At 33.6% G+C, this 17,822-nt stretch carries 13 protein-coding genes, 1 pseudogene and 1 other annotated feature; of the genes and pseudogenes, 11 read left to right on the top strand and 3 right to left on the bottom strand.

What is annotated here, in order from left to right; genetic code table 11:
• Positions 1–522 precede the first annotated feature (522 nt).
• Together VK90_RS19325 and VK90_RS19320 are read left to right on the top strand one after the other, a co-directional pair.
• Positions 523–1,056: an RNA polymerase sigma factor gene (locus VK90_RS19325; protein ID WP_002172014.1), complete on the top strand. Its 534-nt coding sequence runs from the start codon at positions 523–525 to the stop codon at positions 1,054–1,056.
• Positions 1,046–1,873 (top strand): SH3 domain-containing protein, encoded by an 828-nt coding sequence (locus VK90_RS19320; protein WP_048374497.1) that lies wholly within the window; start codon positions 1,046–1,048, stop codon positions 1,871–1,873. Before VK90_RS19325 ends, VK90_RS19320 begins: the two co-directional genes overlap by 11 nt.
• Positions 1,874–1,884: 11 nt before the next feature.
• On the opposite strand, the gene VK90_RS19315 is transcribed toward VK90_RS19320, so the two are convergent.
• Entirely contained in the window at positions 1,885–3,645 is a 1,761-nt protein-coding gene (locus tag VK90_RS19315; RefSeq protein ID WP_048374494.1) for a peptidoglycan D,D-transpeptidase FtsI family protein, read from the bottom strand.
• 401 nt (positions 3,646–4,046) lie between these two features.
• Between VK90_RS19315 and VK90_RS19310 the strand changes: the two genes are divergently transcribed.
• Entirely contained in the window at positions 4,047–6,185 is a 2,139-nt protein-coding gene (locus VK90_RS19310) for a peptidoglycan D,D-transpeptidase FtsI family protein (protein WP_048374493.1), read from the top strand.
• 238 nt (positions 6,186–6,423) lie between these two features.
• Entirely contained in the window at positions 6,424–7,344 is a 921-nt protein-coding gene (bla, locus tag VK90_RS19305; protein WP_048374491.1) for a class A beta-lactamase Bla1, read from the top strand.
• A gap of 322 nt (positions 7,345–7,666) precedes the next feature.
• Here the strand turns inward: bla and proC are convergent, their stop codons facing one another.
• On the bottom strand, positions 7,667–8,488 hold the full coding sequence (gene proC, locus VK90_RS19300; protein WP_048374490.1) for a pyrroline-5-carboxylate reductase: 822 nt from the start codon (positions 8,486–8,488) through the stop codon (positions 7,667–7,669).
• 507 nt (positions 8,489–8,995) lie between these two features.
• Positions 8,996–9,208 (top strand) — a binding site (T-box leader).
• A gap of 138 nt (positions 9,209–9,346) precedes the next feature.
• Here proC and proB point away from each other — a divergent pair.
• Positions 9,347–10,450 (top strand): glutamate 5-kinase, encoded by a 1,104-nt coding sequence (gene proB / locus VK90_RS19295; RefSeq protein ID WP_025150559.1) that lies wholly within the window; start codon positions 9,347–9,349, stop codon positions 10,448–10,450.
• 176 nt (positions 10,451–10,626) lie between these two features.
• On the top strand, positions 10,627–11,874 hold the full coding sequence (locus tag VK90_RS19290) for a glutamate-5-semialdehyde dehydrogenase (protein WP_048374488.1): 1,248 nt from the start codon (positions 10,627–10,629) through the stop codon (positions 11,872–11,874).
• A 214-nt stretch (positions 11,875–12,088) separates the two neighbouring features.
• Here VK90_RS19290 and VK90_RS29935 read toward each other — a convergent pair.
• Positions 12,089–12,403, bottom strand: a pseudogene (locus VK90_RS29935) (Ger(x)C family spore germination protein); the annotation flags it as partial.
• Positions 12,404–12,657: 254 nt separating this feature from the next.
• On the opposite strand from VK90_RS29935, the gene VK90_RS19280 reads away from it, so the two are divergent.
• The 5 genes from VK90_RS19280 to VK90_RS19260 all read left to right on the top strand — a co-directional run bounded on the left by VK90_RS19280 (position 12,658) and on the right by VK90_RS19260 (position 16,583).
• Positions 12,658–13,500, top strand: a complete 843-nt coding sequence (locus VK90_RS19280) for a metallophosphoesterase (RefSeq protein WP_048374487.1) — start codon at positions 12,658–12,660, stop codon at positions 13,498–13,500.
• 226 nt (positions 13,501–13,726) lie between these two features.
• Entirely contained in the window at positions 13,727–13,978 is a 252-nt protein-coding gene (locus VK90_RS19275) for a hypothetical protein (protein WP_002172024.1), read from the top strand.
• A 185-nt stretch (positions 13,979–14,163) separates the two neighbouring features.
• Complete coding sequence (locus tag VK90_RS19270; protein ID WP_048374485.1) at positions 14,164–14,889, top strand: ABC transporter ATP-binding protein; 726 nt, start codon at positions 14,164–14,166, stop codon at positions 14,887–14,889.
• Entirely contained in the window at positions 14,886–15,905 is a 1,020-nt protein-coding gene (locus VK90_RS19265; RefSeq protein WP_002172026.1) for an ABC transporter permease, read from the top strand. Before VK90_RS19270 ends, VK90_RS19265 begins: the two co-directional genes overlap by 4 nt.
• A gap of 24 nt (positions 15,906–15,929) precedes the next feature.
• Positions 15,930–16,583 carry a TetR/AcrR family transcriptional regulator gene (locus VK90_RS19260; protein ID WP_048374483.1) on the top strand — a complete coding sequence of 218 codons (654 nt, stop codon included), beginning with the start codon at positions 15,930–15,932 and terminating at the stop codon, positions 16,581–16,583.
• Positions 16,584–17,822: the final 1,239 nt, after the last annotated feature.

The following is a 17,822-nucleotide window of genomic DNA, read 5'->3' as shown; positions in this document are numbered from 1 at the left end:
TATTTGCAAGTGCGGTCTGATTGGAACAGGTGCTAATGCAGCTGGTGATAAAAACTTGTTCATTTTTATTTTTCATATCTGAAATCTTGACGTTGCTATTAGTAAATATAAGAGAAGAATAAATTGAAATGGACAAGCGAGGGTGATTTTAAACTTTAACAAAACAGTTATTAAGTAAAAAATAAATAGAGCACACAAATAAGTATGCTCTTAGAAAAATAGGTGATACAAGTAGAGTGTTGCGTGAAATTCAAAAATAATAATCAGATTTTTATGAGTGTATTTTTAACATTGTATGCTTTATTTGTTTTGTAGGAGCCTGTCATGTAAGAGAATGTATAGGTGATTATCTAATGAAAATTATTGCACACCTTTACATTTTTCAGGAGGATTCTTCTATCGAAAAAAAGATAAACAATGGAACAAATGAAACAAATGAAACTTGTATCTTGTCTATATATTGAAACCATATTAAAAGTGAGGGCAGGTTTATGTTTATTCAAATAAGTTTGAGGTGTGGAAATGGAACAGAAGTTTATTGAAAAATGTAATCATGATGAGATTGACTATGTTATAAAAGACTATTGGCAAGATGTATGGAATTATTCATTTATTATTACGAAAGATCCACACTTATCAGATGACATAACACAGGATGTATTTATAAAGGTTTTTAAAAATTGGCATTCATTTCGAAAGGAGTCATCAATTAAAACGTGGATATTAAAAATTACAAGAAATACTGCAATAAACTATTTGAAATCCTCTTATTTTAAAAGGATTTCTTTAGTAGGGTTTTTTAGTGACGATAAGCGTTCTCCGTCGGCAGAACAAGAGTTTTTTAGTCAAGAGGAAATGAATGATGTGTGGGAGGTTGTATTAAGATTACCTAAAAAACATCGTGAAATACTGATATTGGACGCGAAATATGAATTATCTTATGAAGAAATGGCTGAAACATTAGGAGTGTCAATTGGAACTGTCAAATCTAGATTAAGTCGAGCGCGAAGTAAGGTTTCAAAATTAATAGGGGAGGGTAGAAGTGATGAACAATAAACAAAATCCTAATTGGTATAGAAAATTAAAAAACGGTCCAATGGAGCACCGTAAAGATGAACAAGAATTTATTTATAAAATAAAGCAATCTATATACCACAATAGTGAAGGAGACTCTCCAAAAGATAAAAGACCATTTCGTAAAAAAGCCCTACCTATTGCAGTTGTTTTGGTTTGTACAATGTTATTTTGTATTGTTCAACAACCTTGGCTTAATGATAATAAATCACCTGTACAAAGTAGTACTCAAATTAAGCCTAAAACAAAAGATGAGTCTGCTCAAGATCCCTCATTAAAACAATTTATGAATGATTTATATCGAACTACAGATTTAAAAAATGAAAATGACCTGTATAGAGCGTTAAATGATGAAGTTCTATTTAAAGGGAAGATTTATAAGAGGGATGAATTGAAGTTTGATGAAGATATTTTTCATGAGTTGCAAGTTGCTCTTACAATGGGAGGAGAATTTGTGAATGATACAAAGCAAGTATACAAAGTACCAAGTGGATTAACAGAAAGTGATCAGTCAAAGCAAGCGCATTATATATATGCAACTGTTACTGGAAACAAAACGAAAATTTTAGCTGAACCAAAACGAGAATCACAAGTTTTATATGAAGTATCTAATGAAATGGTAAAAGCTTGGATTCCAGAAAAAGTGCAGAAAGATGGATTTATAAAAATATCGACTATTAACGGTAATACTGGATATGTACAAAAAGAGTATGTTTTAACTGATATTAAGTATACTTTTATGTTCGAAAAGAATCATGAAGGTATATGGAAAATAACAAATATAGATTCTATATGGTAAAAGAGGAAGGTTCACTTTAATGAACCTTCCTCTTTATTTTTATTCTTTTTTTGAAGAGTATTCCAGGAATCTAAAATTTCTGCTGTAACAAGAGCGGCACTATTCTTTTCTGAATTACCACCAGGAATAACAACAGAAATGGCGATTTGTGGATCCTTGGCAGGAGCATATGCAATGAAAAGAGAATGATTTATCACTCTTTCTTGCTCATTCGGAGAACCTGTTATACCCGTTTTACCTGCGACATCAAAGGGCAAGTTTTTAATCTCCTCTATATTGTGACTCATCCCACCTTGCACGACGCTCCAAAATTCCATAGGATAACGATTTGAACTTTCTAAGATTGGTTTAAACTTTTTTGAATCATTACCGTCATGAGCAATAATAGAACTTACGATTTGAGGTTTATATTTATCACCTTTACTTGCCAAAGTTGCTGCATATTGAGCAAGTTGAAGAGGGGTGTGTATTTCATTTCCTCCCCAAGAGGCATTTAATAAAGCGGAGATTCCATTTTCAAACTTACTAGATGGATGAAGTTGATATTGTCCGTCTTCTTCAAAGGGTAAATCAATCCCAGTTTTAGAACGAAGGCCGAATTGCATTAAATAATTTGTCCATATATTTGCCACCTTTTTTATATTCCCATTATTTTGGTTGAATAAGGGTAGAGCTACTTTTGCTGTCATAAATGTGTTAGATGAATTAATGATAGCCTGCCTCGGTGTAATCTCACCGGTTGGCGTTCCAGGTGCATTCGTAATGTTATTTTGATTATCATACTGAAAACTACCTTTATCTAAATAAGTATCTTCAGGTTGAAAAAGCTTTTCATTTAATCCAATTAAAATAGTAAGTGGCTTTATAGTAGAGGCCATATTTATATAAGATTTATCATACTTTAATTTTTGAATTGCTTTATTTTGCGAAAGTGATTTAATGTTTTCTTTTTTAGATGATACATGTGTATGTAATGTATTTGGATCAAAAACTGCCGAGTTGGCCATAGTTAAAATTGATCCAGTTTTCACATCGCTCACTACAGCATAACCAGCATTAGCATCACGTATTTTCTTAATTTGAGATCTCAATGCTTCCTCTGTTTTTTGCTGCAACTTAGAGTCTAAAGCTAGCCTGACATCTTTTCCTTTTTGTACTTTTTGAATGTTCCATAAGAACTTTTTATTATTCATTTTAAAAATCAGAGTTTTTCCTGGTTTCCCCTTTAAATCATTATCATATTGAAGCTCAATCCCACTTTTACCAACAGGCACATGCTTTGAATTAAGGTCATTTTCTACATACCCAATTACCTGTGAACCAATTTCGTGTTTGGGATAATATCGAATCAATTCATCTTTGATTATTACATTATTGGGTTTGTTTTTGTTTATGAATGTAAGTTCATCCTCATTTATGTCAGAGTATAACGGTATATCATTCATAGTCTGCTTTTTACAAGATTGTTGTAATTGTGATTTTATGTCCTCTGCAGAAATATCATGTTGAAACTCGCTTGAAAATTGATTGAAAAAAGCTAATGTGTTTGATGTATCTTGATTCGATAGCTTTTCATCATTAGAAGTGCAATATAGAGACTTAACTTTCTTATTTGTAGCTAGTATTACACCATTTTGATCAAGAATTTTTCCTCTTTCAGCTGAAGAAGTTGCGATAGTAATTGAAATGAAGTTGATTTTTAATAAAATTAGTAAAATCAAACCTACAATAGAAAGAACCGCAAAAAATCTCCATCTTTTTGTATGTAACATATAATCCTCCCTTATGTAGCCTATTTCATCTTATAGTTAATTATTTTTTTGTAAATGTGGAACAACTTTATTACTTAGATTGTCTATTAAGTATTACAGCATGAAGAAAGGAATAATTAGTATGAAAAGTTACTAGCAAGTCTATGTGTAAGTTTAATATGAGTCATTATACAGTTTAGCATTTCTAATGCAAGCGACAAAAAAATAGAGAGAAAAACAGGAAAGGAGATTTATCAATTACGCGGCTAAACGAAAAGGAATTGACGCTTACAAGGATTTAGAAAAAAAGATAAGACACTATTTATAACTGAATAGTGGTTTCTAATATATAGGGAACGTATTTAGTATATTTATTTACTAAGTATTAGTGAAGAGTTCCGGAAGAAATATATGGAGGATTTATGAAAAAACAAAAAGAAAAGAAGCAGAAGACATATATATCTATTCGATTAAATATAATGTTCCTTTGCATATTTGTACTCTTCTCAGCTATTATTATGCAGCTAGGAAAAGTACAAATCGTTGAGGGAGAGGCTTATAAGAATCAAGTGGAAAACAGTCAAAATGAAACAACTAGTATACCAGTTCCACGTGGACAAATTCTAGATCGAGAAGGGAAAACAGTCGTTAATAATAAATCTCTTCGCACAATTACGTATACAAGGGTGAAGGGGATTACGAGTGAAGATATTTTAAAAACAGCAAAAGACTTAGCGAAAGTACTTGAAATGCCCGAACAAGATATAAATAAGTTAACCGATATCGATAAAAAAGATTTCTGGATGCAGTTGAATACGAAACGTGCGGAGACAAAGATTACTAAAAAAGATATAGAAAAGTTTAAAGAAAAGGGAATAGAGGGAAAAGAGTTAGATAAAAAGATTGAAGACTTAAGACGAAGTCGCGTTACAGAAGTAGAATTGGCAGAATTAACAGCACAAGATTTAAAGGTGTTAGCTATTAAAAGTAAAATGAGTTCGGGTTATCAACTGACACCACAAATTATTAAAAAAGATGTAACAGATGAAGAGTATGCGCGGATAAGTGAGAGGCTTGCGGAGTTCCCGGGAGTAGATGCAACGGTTGATTGGGAACGTAATTATGTAAATGGTAATTTATTTCGTTCTGTGTTAGGTAATATTACAAGCAGTGAAGAAGGATTACCGAAAGAAAACTTAGATTCTTATTTGGTACGTGGATATAACCGTAATGATCGTGTAGGAAAAAGTTATATTGAACAACGATATGAAGATGTATTACACGGCACAAAAGAAGAAGTGAAAAACATTACTGATAAATCAGGAAACATTATAAACACAGAAATAATCTCTAAAGGAAAAAGTGGTAATAGTTTAACATTAACGATTGATATGGAATTACAAAAGAAAGTGGAAGAAAGTATAGAGAAAAATTTGAGAGCTTTTAAGAGTTCAGAGCCACTGTTAGATCGAGCTTTTGTCGTCATGATGAATCCAAATAATGGGCAGATTTTATCTATGGCAGGCAAAAAGATTGTAGAAAAAGAAGGGAAAGTAGAGATTGAGGATCTGGCACTAGGTAACATGACAACTTCGTATGAACTAGGATCAGCTGTAAAAGGCGCTACTTTATTAACTGGATACGAGACAGGGGCAATACAGCCAGGAGATCAATTTTATGACGCACCGATGAAATTTAAAGGTACACAAGCTAAGAAATCATGGAATGTATCCGGATTTGGTAATATTAACGATTTACGAGCTGTACAAGTATCTTCGAATGTATATATGTTCCAGACAGCATTAAAAATTGCGGGGGTTAATTACGTACCAAATGGTTCATTGGATATTAAACAAGAAGCATTTGATAAAATGCGCTATTATTTTAAACAATTCGGTTTAGGTGTCCCAACAGGTATTGATTTACCGAATGAAATAATTGGACAAACGAGAAAAGTAGATAGTCAACCTGGATTTTTACTAGATTTTTCTATCGGTCAGTATGATACGTATACGCCGTTACAATTGGCACAATATATTTCAACTATTGCAAATGGAGGTTATAGAATGCAACCCCAAATCGTACAAGAAATACGAGCGCAATCAATAAAAGAAGAAGAGGTTGGCAAAGTTATACGCTCTATAGAGCCTGTCGTATTAAATCGAATTGATATGAAGAAAGAACATATTGATCGAGTAAAAGAGGGCTTTAGATGGGTATTTCAAGAAGGTGATGGAACTGGCGTGAAGTATTTCAAAAATGCTCCATACAAGCCAGCAGGAAAGACGGGGACAGCTCAAACTGTATATGGTGGAGATGATCCAATTGGTAGAAATGCAAAAGGTGAACGTATGGAATGTTATAACTTAACATTAGTTGGATATGCTCCATATGATAATCCAGAAGTAGCATTTTCTGTAGTAGTCCCATGGCTTCATAATGATAAAAGTGGAATTAATTCTGTAATTGGAAAGGAAGTTTTAGATGTATACTTTGATTTAAAAAAGCAACGTATACATGGTGAAGCTACTAGTACAGATAGCCCTAATCAAAAGCAGTAATATTTGTGCACTTTTCTTAAGGGGAGAGCCCCTGTTTATATAAAAGTCTTTCTAAGTAAGAGAAAAAGTTAGATTTGAAATGAGAAATAGCAGCTATCATAGTTGCTATTTCTTATTTTGTTAATAACTCTGATACTAGCTAAAAAGTTTTTTTAGTTTATGGAACAAACTTGTTTCGTTGATTGTCTATTATGTGTACGTATAAAAAAGGTGTTAAGAATTTGAAAGGAATGATATTTTGAAAAACAAGAGGATACTAAAAATAGGAATATGTGTTGGTATATTAGGTTTAAGTCTTACAAGCCTAGAAACTATTACAGGAGGTTCATTGCAAGTTGAAGCGAAAGAAAAGACAGGACAAGTGAAACATAAAAATCATGCGACGTATCAAGAATTCTCTCAACTCGAGAAAAAATTTGATGCTCGATTAGGTGTGTATGCTATTGATACTGGTACAAATCGAACAATTGCTTATCGACCTAACGAAAGGTTTGCCTTTGCATCAACCTACAAGGCTCTAGCGGCAGGGGTATTGCTGCAGCAAAACTCAATTGATAAATTAAATGAAGTCATCAACTATACGAAAGACGATTTAGTTGAATATTCACCCGTTACAGAGAAACATGTAGATACCGGAATGACACTAGGGGAAATTGCAGAGGCTGCTGTTCGTTCCAGTGATAATACTGCAGGAAACATTTTATTTCATAAAATAGGCGGACCTAAAGGATATGAAAAAGCGCTTAGACAGATGGGTGATCGGGTTACTATGGCTGATCGCTTTGAGACAGAGTTAAACGAGGCTATTCCAGGAGACATTCGTGACACTAGTACAGCAAAAGCAATTGCTACAAATCTTAAGGCTTTTACGGTCGGAAATGCGCTTCCAGCTGATAAACGTAAAATTCTTACAGAGTGGATGAAAGGAAATGCTACAGGAGACAAACTTATTCGTGCAGGCGTACCAACTGACTGGGAAGTTGGAGATAAATCTGGAGCTGGAAGTTATGGGACACGAAATGATATTGCTATCGTTTGGCCGCCTAATAGAGCACCCATTATCATCGCAATTTTATCCAGTAAAGATGAGAAAGAGGCTACCTATGATAATCAACTAATTGCAGAGGCTGCTGAAGTTATAGTTAATGCTCTTAGGTGATAATCTCTCAGTATTCTCATTTCTTTACCTAATGTTATCGAGAGTATAAGATTAGAAAACGATTCTTTTTCGTGTGAAAAGAATCGTTTTTTTGTATTTATGCAGAATCTTATTTGGGAAATAAGTGGTGAAGAATAGAGGAAACAAAAGGCATGTAATTAGGAAAGTATAAAATTATTTAAGAATAATAAAAAGAACGAAACGGACAAACTCGAGTAAGTATGAATTTGTCCGCTCTATTTACTACTGATAATGAGGGATTATATAAACCGAATATGAATATGGTCTACAACTATTTTAAGGTATACGCAATTGTGCAATTTTACTTGTTTTCCGTTAGACTAGATAATTCAACAGATTTTTGAGTACAACGCTGCATAGCTGAAATGATGGCTGTTCGTAAGCCTTTTTCTTCTAATGTTGCTACAGCTTCTATTGTTGTTCCGCCTGGAGAACAAACCATATCTTTCAATGCACCTGGATGTATTCCTGTTTCTAGTACCATTTTCGCAGAGCCTAATACAGCTTGAGCTGCGAATTTATATGCTTGATTTCTTGGCATACCATCCAGTACAGCAGCATCTGCCATGGCTTCTATAAACATATATACATAGGCTGGCGAAGAACCACTTACAGAAGTTACAACATCCATTAATTTTTCATTTACTATCTCTGTTTGGCCAAAACTATTAAAAATGTTTAGTATATCTTTTAAATCTTTTTCTGTAACCATTTCATTAGGACATAATGCAGACATTCCTTCGCCAACAAGAGCTGGTGTATTAGGCATTACTCTTACAATCTTTAACTTTCTATCAAAAGCATCTTCAGTACTCAAAATGCTTTTTCCAGCAGCGATAGTTACGATTATTACATCGTTTTTTATTTGCTCTTTTATTTCGTTAATTACTGATAAATATAGGTCTGGCTTGATTGACAAAATTAAAATGTCAGCATTTTTAGCTACTTCATTGTTGTCAGTAGTTATAATTATGCTATATTTTTCACTAGCATTTTTTAAATTAGTAACGTTTAAATCTGAGCAAATTATTTTATCTGAAGACACTATATTTTTGTTTATCATCCCGCCGATCATAGCCATCCCCATATTTCCGCATCCGATGAATCCAATTTGTTTGTCCATAATAACTCGATCTTGCTCCTTTTATAATCAATTTTATCGGTTTGAAATTATTATTCTGAAAAAAATAAATAATATCCCATACAATATAAAGAAACATTTTAAGAGAGTATATTCCTTTTTGCAATACCAAAGATAAAGAAATTAATTTTATTTGAAACTATATAAGTACATGCAGTATAATTAAATTTTTTGTATTATCTACCACCTGATAACATTAAAAATCATGTTGGATAATAGCAACACATTCTATTATTTATATAAAGGATTAGGAGAAGTTGGAGGATTTGTGACATGACTTGCTCTATTTGTTGCATGCTAAGAGATGTTTAGAAGGCTTTATGTTGATGAATAATCAATAAGGTATAGTTATATCAACGTTCTCTAGATATGATGATATTCATACAGTCTGTACATAATTTCATACTAAAATCTTGTCGCTCTATTAAATTTTCGAAATATCTCTTGACACAAAAACAAACTATATCGCATAATATATAAAAATTAAATTGAAAATCGTTGAAGGGAACTAGTACATATGTCTTCTTGCGAAAGAGAGTGGAATTCACCGGCTGAAAGATTCCTCGTATAGAAAGTATCGAACCTATCCCTGAGTCTTAAATGAAAGTTTAGGCGTACGCCTGCGTTATAGGCGCTAAGTGGATATATATGTGTATATCAATGAAGGTGGTACCGCGGAACAATGACCGTTTCGTCCTTTTTATTAAGGGCGAAGCGGTCATTTTTATTTTGCTCTTTATTTTTATAGGCGTAGCATTGATGAGAGGAAACATTGCTGCAAACTGCATGTATAGAAGTGCAATTTATAAAAGCTGTGATTTTAGACTAGGGGGTACAAAAGTGAAAAAACAACGAATTGTTGTAAAGATCGGGAGCAGTTCCTTGGCGACTAATCATGGAGGCATCTCTGCGGAACAACTTTCAGATCACGTTGCAGCTTTGGCGAGATTGAAACAGGAAGGACATGAAGTTTTGCTAATTACATCTGGGGCCGTCGCTGCAGGTTTTTCTGCTCTAGGGTACCCTAACCGACCTGTAACAATTAAAGGTAAACAGGCTGCTGCTGCTGTCGGACAAAGTTTGTTAATGCAGGCATACACGGAGGAATTCCGTAAATATGATATCGTTACCGCGCAACTTTTACTAACGAGAAGTGATTTTTCTAGAAAAGAACAATACAGTAATGCTTATGCTACTTTAGGGGAGCTACTAAACCGTTCCGCTCTTCCTATAATCAATGAAAATGATTCTATTTCTTTAGAGGAGTTGACTTTTGGTGATAATGATATGCTGTCAGCTTTAGTAAGTGGGCTTGTTTCGGCGGATATGCTCATGATTTTTACGGATGTGAACGGTTTATATGACCAGAATCCCCAGAAAAATGCGGACGCGAAAAAATATTATTTCCTCCCTGAGGTTACGAAAGAAATCGCTTCTCTTGCTGGTGATGCTGGCTCAAAACTGGGAACTGGCGGTATGAAATCGAAAATCGATGCTGCAAAGACGGCAATTTCTCTTGGGGTGAGTGTATTTATCGGGACAGGTCGTGGACATGAGAAGTTTTTAGATGTTTTGAAGGGGAAAGGTGATGGAACGTATATCGGTAATGCCCCTCAAAAAGTGATTAAGATGAATAAGCAGTGGATCGCGTTACATTCGCTTGTCAGCGGACAAATCGAAGTGGATGCTGGAGCAGCCGCTGCCATCATTCAGCATGGAAAGAGTCTTCTTCCTGCTGGTGTTACTAGTGTGTCTGGGTTCTTCCAAGCAGACGAAGTTGTGGAGGTCGTAACGCAACAAGGGCGTGTAATAGGGAAAGGGCAATGCAGATATAGTGCAGAGGAACTAAGGGATCTAAAAGGTATGCAGAGCCAAGACATTCAAGCGCGATGTGAAAGGCATAGCTATGAAGTCATCCATAGGGATAATTGGGTTTCATTTTAAGAATAGAGTAGACTCATCCAAGTGTAGAGCGTAGAATCGACCGTTATAAATCTGACTCTAAATCTTCAATAAATTCAACGCATATCTAGGCAGGAAAGGCTTAGATGATAGTGCTTTGCTGGAGTTAAACGGGTCTCAAATTTTACCTATTAATCTTTAAAAAGGAGGAAATGAAAATGAATGAAGTGTTGGCAAAAGGACAAAAAGCAAAGAAGATTGCTAGAGAACTTGTACTCAAATCTACAAATCAAAAAAACGAAGCACTTGCCGCGATTGCTGATCAATTGATAATAGAAACAGCTTATATTTTAGAGGAGAACATACGGGATATTGAAGGAGGTAAGGCAAAAGGATTTTCTGCTTCTCTCCTTGATCGCCTTATGCTGAATGAACAGCGTATTATTGATATGACAGAGGGTATCAAGCAACTAATTGATTTGCGTGATCCTGTTGGAGAGTGTGTAAGTGCATGGGAAAGGGCCAATGGATTATCTATTCAGGAGATGCGCGTGCCACTAGGTGTTGTCGGGATGATATACGAGGCGCGGCCAAATGTGACGGTAGATGCGGCCACAATTTGCTTAAAAACAGGAAATGCAGTGATCTTGCGTGGTAGCTCTTCCGCTACGTATTCTAACAAAGCCATCGTGGCTGTTATTCACCGAGCGCTCAAAAAAACGAGCTTACCTCCAGAAAGCGTACAGCTCATAGAAGATACGTCACGAGATAGCGCAAAGCAGCTGTTTACATTAAACGAGTACTTGGATGTTCTAATCCCAAGAGGTGGCAAACAGTTAATAGATACTGTAGTGAGAGAAGCTTCTGTTCCAGTACTAGAAACAGGTGCGGGAAATTGTCACGTTTTCATTGATGAAACAGCAGATAAACAAATGGCATTTGATATTATCATAAACGCCAAAACGCAGCGTCCATCTGTATGTAATGCAATTGAAACGATTATACTTCATGAAAATTGGGCGCAGCGATTTGGTAGCATACTATTTTCTTCCTTGAAGGAAAGAGGAGTAGAGCTACGTGGAGATAATAAAGTATTGGAAATTGATTCTTCTATTATACCGGCTTCAGAAGAAGACTGGGGAACAGAATTTTTATCTCTCACGCTGGCAGTCAAAGTGGTTTCCTCTGCCGAAGAAGCAATTAATCATATAAATACTTATGGATCCATGCATTCTGAAGCGATTATTACAGAGAATGAGGAAAACGTCAGCAAATTTTTTACATCCGTCGATGCCGCGGCACTCTACCATAATGCTTCGACCCGTTTTACTGATGGTTTTGAATTTGGCTTCGGCGCAGAAATCGGCATCAGTACGCAAAAGCTACACGTAAGGGGACCAATGGGGCTTCCTGCATTGACTTCCACAAAATATGTGATTCGTGGAAATGGACAGATTCGGAGATAATAAATATAGGGGAAGAAAAAAAAGCTACATGCCTACTAAACTAACAAGACAGGTTGAGCCTAAAGCAAAATGCGTATGCTGAAGGTTTTTAAATTGATAACATATAAATAGAAAGAGGACTGGAATACGGTCCTTTTTTGTTTCTTTTCGAAGCATTATGCTCGTGAAAATCTTTTAATAAAAGGGCATGTCTATAAGTTGAAATGGGCAATGCTTTTTCTATTAAGGTTACATTAGCGTTAATATCGAAATTAAGTACAAACATTCCTTTTTGAAAATTAACATCTATCTCCCTTGTCGCATTCAGTACCAGTATAAAAGTGTTTAGTTTTTGGTTGGAGTTTTTAAGCGGAAGCGCAAGGTGTAAGATTATCCGGCCTATATTTTGGGGCTTATTTATAAGATTGAAAAACATAACATCTTTTTTAAGGATAGGAATTAAATATTTTCCTTGCAAATCTAAAAATGGAATTCCAATCGTGTCAATTTCATTCATTGTTTTCTTGATAATTGGAACGACTTTTATCATTTTAAGAATGGAATCCGAAATCTTCATTTGTAAAATTTGATAAGGTAATATATAACAGGAAGACATACGAAGCCATTCAAGATTCCAATGATATGGTGATCCGAACTCGATATTTGTGTTATCGTTATGGAAAGCAGTTTAATACATATTGAAGTAATAAAGTAGTAAGGAAATATTAATGGATTTTGGTGCTAAAAATAAAAAAGATAAATAATTCTATATGTTAAATTAATGAAAATCTTTTAGGAGAAACTATGAAAAAAAATATTAATAGAATCATATTGATTATTGGTACGTTAGTGGGTATTAGTATATTTTTATATTTGCAGAACAATTTAATAAGTGTAAGTGAAATTAAAACAACATCTAGTAAAATTCCCTCCTCTTTTAAAGGCTATAAAATCCTCCAGCTTTCAGACTTACATAATAAAAAATTTGGCGATAATCAAGACGTGTTAATTAAAAAAGTAAAAAGTATTAAACCTGATATCATTACTATAACGGGTGATTTAATAGACAGTAAATCATACGATGCAGAAGTTAGTTTGCAAGTAATACGAGAGCTTGTAAAGGAATATCCGGTATATTTTGTGACAGGAAATCATGAAAAGTGGTCAGGGAAATATAGCAGTTTAGAGAAAGAATTGAAGAAAAACCATGTCACTGTTTTAAGAAATGAACATATAAACATTCAAAAAGACGGACAGGAAATATATTTGTTAGGTATAGATGATCCTGAATTTACTAGTGGAAACCATAATGAAGGATCTATAGTAAAAAATGAGATTGTTAAAGCGAAAAATGAAGTAAATCCAGATGGATATAAGGTACTACTTTCTCACAGACCTGAATTTTTAAATGTGTATGCTGATGAAAAAATAGATTTAGTTTTATCTGGACATGCCCATGGTGGACAAGTAAGGCTACCATTTATAGGTGGGCTGGTTGCTCCTAATCAGGGTATATTGCCTAAATATACTGCAGGTTTATACATGAAGCAAAATACGTCCATGATAGTCAGTAGAGGACTGGGGAATAGTATAATCCCGCAAAGAATTTTCAATAGGCCAGAAATTGTAGTCGTACAGTTAAATTAATCTGTGCGGCTTTTTTATTTTGAAGGGAAATTAATTATTAAGTAAAGATACCTTTACTTTAGTACAAGTTTCTATTACAAATTTGTTAAAATTTTTCCAGGCTACATAAAGTAACAAAATTTGACCTAATGAGTTTGTTATAGTGTAAATAATCAAAAAAATCAAAAATTAGTCGAGTTAAAATGGTTATTATTAAACGATATTAAAAATATAAAGGGGTGTACACATGCATAAAGAATTTGAAATTGAAGAATATACGGCAATTGAAGAACAAATTCATTATTATTGTAAATGTTTATTGGTAAGTCATCCTGAACAAATTGTAAAATATTTAGAAAAAAGATTAGAAAAGTATACGGAAACATTGCAATATGCACATTTATATCCTGAAACGGTTATTTTACCAATACAGCAATTAATTATCGAATATTCTTTAGATGTAGCTAGAATTAGAAAATATATGAATTTAAAAACATAGATAAGAAGTAATGGTTCAAAATGAAACAGAGTCGACTTTAAGAAAAATTATTCTAATGTCGACTCTGTTTCATTGTGTAGTTGTTGGCCAAAAATAAATAGTAATGAATTAAGTTTGACATATAACAACTCGAGAGTAAAATAAAAGTGAGTACTCACTCATTTTATGAAAAAGGGGGATTTTGAGTGCAGCAACCTTTAATTATTTTACGAGATGTATCAAAAAAATTTGGAAAAAAAGAAGTTTTGCACAATCTTTCGTTGCAAGTAGAAAAAGCGGAAATTTTTGGCTTGGTTGGACCTTCCGGATCAGGAAAAACGACGCTTATTAAAATGATTGCAGGTATTAATGAGTCAACTACAGGGGATGTAATTGTTTTCAATACAAACATGCCTAATTTAAATGAAATGAAAAGAATTGGTTATATGGCTCAGGCTGATGCTTTATACGAAGAACTATCAGCATATGAAAATGCAGATTTTATTGCAACGATGTATGGATTGAAAGGTAAGCGAAAAAAAGAGAGAATCGAAGAAGTTTTTGAACTTGTACAATTGTCACAGCATCTGAAAAAGCAAGTGCAGCATTTTTCAGGTGGAATGAAAAAGCGTTTATCATTGGCGATAGCACTCCTTCATGAACCAGAAATATTAATTTTAGATGAGCCAACAGTTGGGATAGATCCGCTTCTTCGAAAGTCGATTTGGGAGAAGTTTTATGATCTTAAAAAGAAAGGCACAACTATTATTGTAACAACACACATTATGGATGAAGCTGAGTTTTGCGAACGACTAGGGTTAATTAGAGAAGGGAATTTAGTTGCGATTGGCACACCCGAGGAATTGAAAAAACAAACATCATCTGGACGAATTGAGGATGCCTTTTTGTTAGAAGGAGTGATTGAATCATGAGAGTTAATGGTGTAATTATCCGTATCATTCGTCAATTTTTTCGAGATAAGCGTTCTTTAGCAATGATGTTTGGGGCACCTATGTTATTGCTTTGGTTATTGTCTCTAGTATTTACACAAAAAGATTATATACCGCATATTGCTGTAGTAGATGTGCCTGCTCCTATAGTAAAAGCGATGAAGAATCAAGAAGCATCAATTTATGAATATAGCAAAGAGAAAGCAATTTCGGAGTTAGAAAAGCAAAAGGTAGATGCAGTAATTCATTTAGAAAATGGAAAGATGAATCTTCTATTAGAAGGCAGTGATTCATCAAAAAATCGTGCTGTACTTCAAGTATTGCAAAAAAGCACAGAGAAAAATGATGTATCAATTATGAAGCCTGAAGTTAATTATTTACATGGATCTAAAGACTTTACGATGTTTGATGGACTTGGTCCCGTATTAATCGGTTTCTTTACATTTTTCTTTGTATTCATATTGTCAGGAGTATCTTTTGTAAGAGAACGTTTAAGTGGTACATTAGAGAGATTATTGTCCACACCAGTGAGAAGATGGGAAATAGTTGTAGGATATATTATTGGTTTTGGAATCTTTGCATTTATACAATCTATCATTATCGTAAGTTTTTCGGTTTATATTTTAGACTTATATGTAGCAGGCTCCATCTGGTTGACTTTACTTATTACATGTATGCTTTCTTTAACTGCCCTAACATTAGGTACATTTCTATCGGCATACGCAAATAATGAATTTCAAATGATCCAGTTTATACCGCTTGTTATCGTACCGCAAGTTTTCTTTTCTGGGTTGTTTCCAATTGAATCCATGAATAAGTGGTTACAAATGTTAGGGAAATTATTTCCCCTCACATATGGTGCTGACGCAATGAGACAAGTGATGATTCGAAATCAAGGATTTAAAGAGATTGCAGTAGATCTTACTGTTTTACTTCTTTTTTCACTATTATTTGCAGTAGGAAATGTATTTGCTTTAAAGAAACATCGTAAAATATAATGATGACAAAAAGGAGCTTTATAAATGAGTAAGGATTGGCTTGAAGAATTAATTGCTGCAACAAATACTGATAAACGAAATGAACGTCAAATGCGTATATTAGAGGCAGCTGTGGATATGTTTGGGGAAAAAGGGTACGCTGCAACTTCAACAAATGAAATTGCAAAGCGAGCGGGTGTAGCGGAAGGAACGATCTTCCGCTACTATAAAACGAAAAAAGATTTATTGTTAGCGGTCGTAATGCCAACTTTAACAAAGTTCGCTGCACCATTTTTCGTACAAGCTTTTGCAAAAGAAATATTTAAAACTAATTATGAATCATATGAAGGACTTTTAAGAGTAGTAATTAAAAATAGATTTGAATTTGCCAAAAAGCACTTTCCAATGATAAAAATATTAATTCAAGAAGTACCATTTCAACCAGAACTAAAAAGTGAAATACAGCAATTAGTGGAAACAGAACTACTTTCACATTTTAAAAAGTTAATTGTGAAGTTTCAAGAAGATGGGAAAATTATTGAAATACCACCATCTTCCGTATTACGTCTTACTTTATCAGCTGTACTAGGATTACTCTTAACTCGATTTTTATTATTGCCTGAAGAGAAATGGGACGATGAAGTGGAAATTGAAAATACGATTCAATTTATATTATACGGATTAATACCGCGGAGTTAATAAAATAAATCATGCAAAATCCTCCGATTGTTCAAGTTGCTCAAAGGAATGAATTACTATCAGGGCCGGTTAATACACACCTACCTTTAATTCTTCTAGGAAATTTAAAATCAAGCAATAGTAGAACGTTAACGGCCCTATGGCTATCTGATTACACTGGAGTAGTCTAATAAGGACTTTCAATTGAACATTATAATATGGTATAAGAACTACAAAAGAAACACAAAATTTAAGGCGATCGATTTAAAATCGATTGCCTTTTTTCTATTTCAGAAAAGAGGCGTAACGTAATATTGGCTAAGTTAAACAAGTTAAAACAATAAATCACAACAATAGACTACAGGATGAATTAACATAAGAACTCAGTGTTAATCGGAGAACGTTCTATGGGTGCTGTAAAAAATAGCGGGCTTTATCGCTTTCAAAAGCGAAAGCGTTGATAGTTTTCTAGCAGAAGAGCAGAAGTAAGTATGCGCACAGTTTATGAATTTAAGTGGATTAACTTTAAGGTAATATACGGAGTAATAAAGGTTCTTTTACACGACATGAAATGAAATCGAAAAAAATCGATTAAATTAAAAGTTAAAATAGGTGATTAAGAAAATAGATTGTCGAATTTTATTACTCGTGAACATTTGTATAAATGTCTATTAACAATCGCGCATTTTAAAACGTTAAAAATTAATTGAAATATGAATGTCATTTTAATTTTAAACCTGATTAAAGATCTATATTTATGACATATAACAAAGTGAAGGATTAAGAATTAGGATGTAATGTTGCTAATGCAGAAGGTAGTGTTTAAAAATTATAGGAAGAATTTTCATTAGTTATTAATGCATACGCCGCGCTATTTATCAAATTGAAATGTATGCGAGCTTATTTTTAGGTATGATAAAACACAGTTTTAAAATGTATGAGCATATGCTAGAAGAACTTTATAAATATGCAGAGAAGCGAAAAACAGTTAGCAGTTTGATTACCATATTAAAATCGTAGGCAATACGGTTTGATGAAAAGTATTTATTAAAATAAACATATTTCGAATCACATCCTGAGGTGTTAGTGAAAATCTTTGATTCGGGAAAAAAATAGAGATTATTAAACAAAAAAATACATAATTCGACATGAAACTACCTATATTGTTGTAGAACAATGTAGGAATTTTTTTGTGCATTAGTACAGAATCTGTTTTAAAATTGAGTTATGACAGAATTGTAGCAATTGTCTAACTAATTT

It is taken from the genome of Bacillus sp. LK2 (genome assembly GCF_001043575.1).
GTDB classification, from domain to species: Bacteria; Bacillota; Bacilli; order Bacillales; family Bacillaceae_G; genus Bacillus_A; species Bacillus_A paramycoides.
Note: the sequence above shows the minus strand (reverse complement) of the source record. Positions and strands in the feature narration are given on the sequence as shown.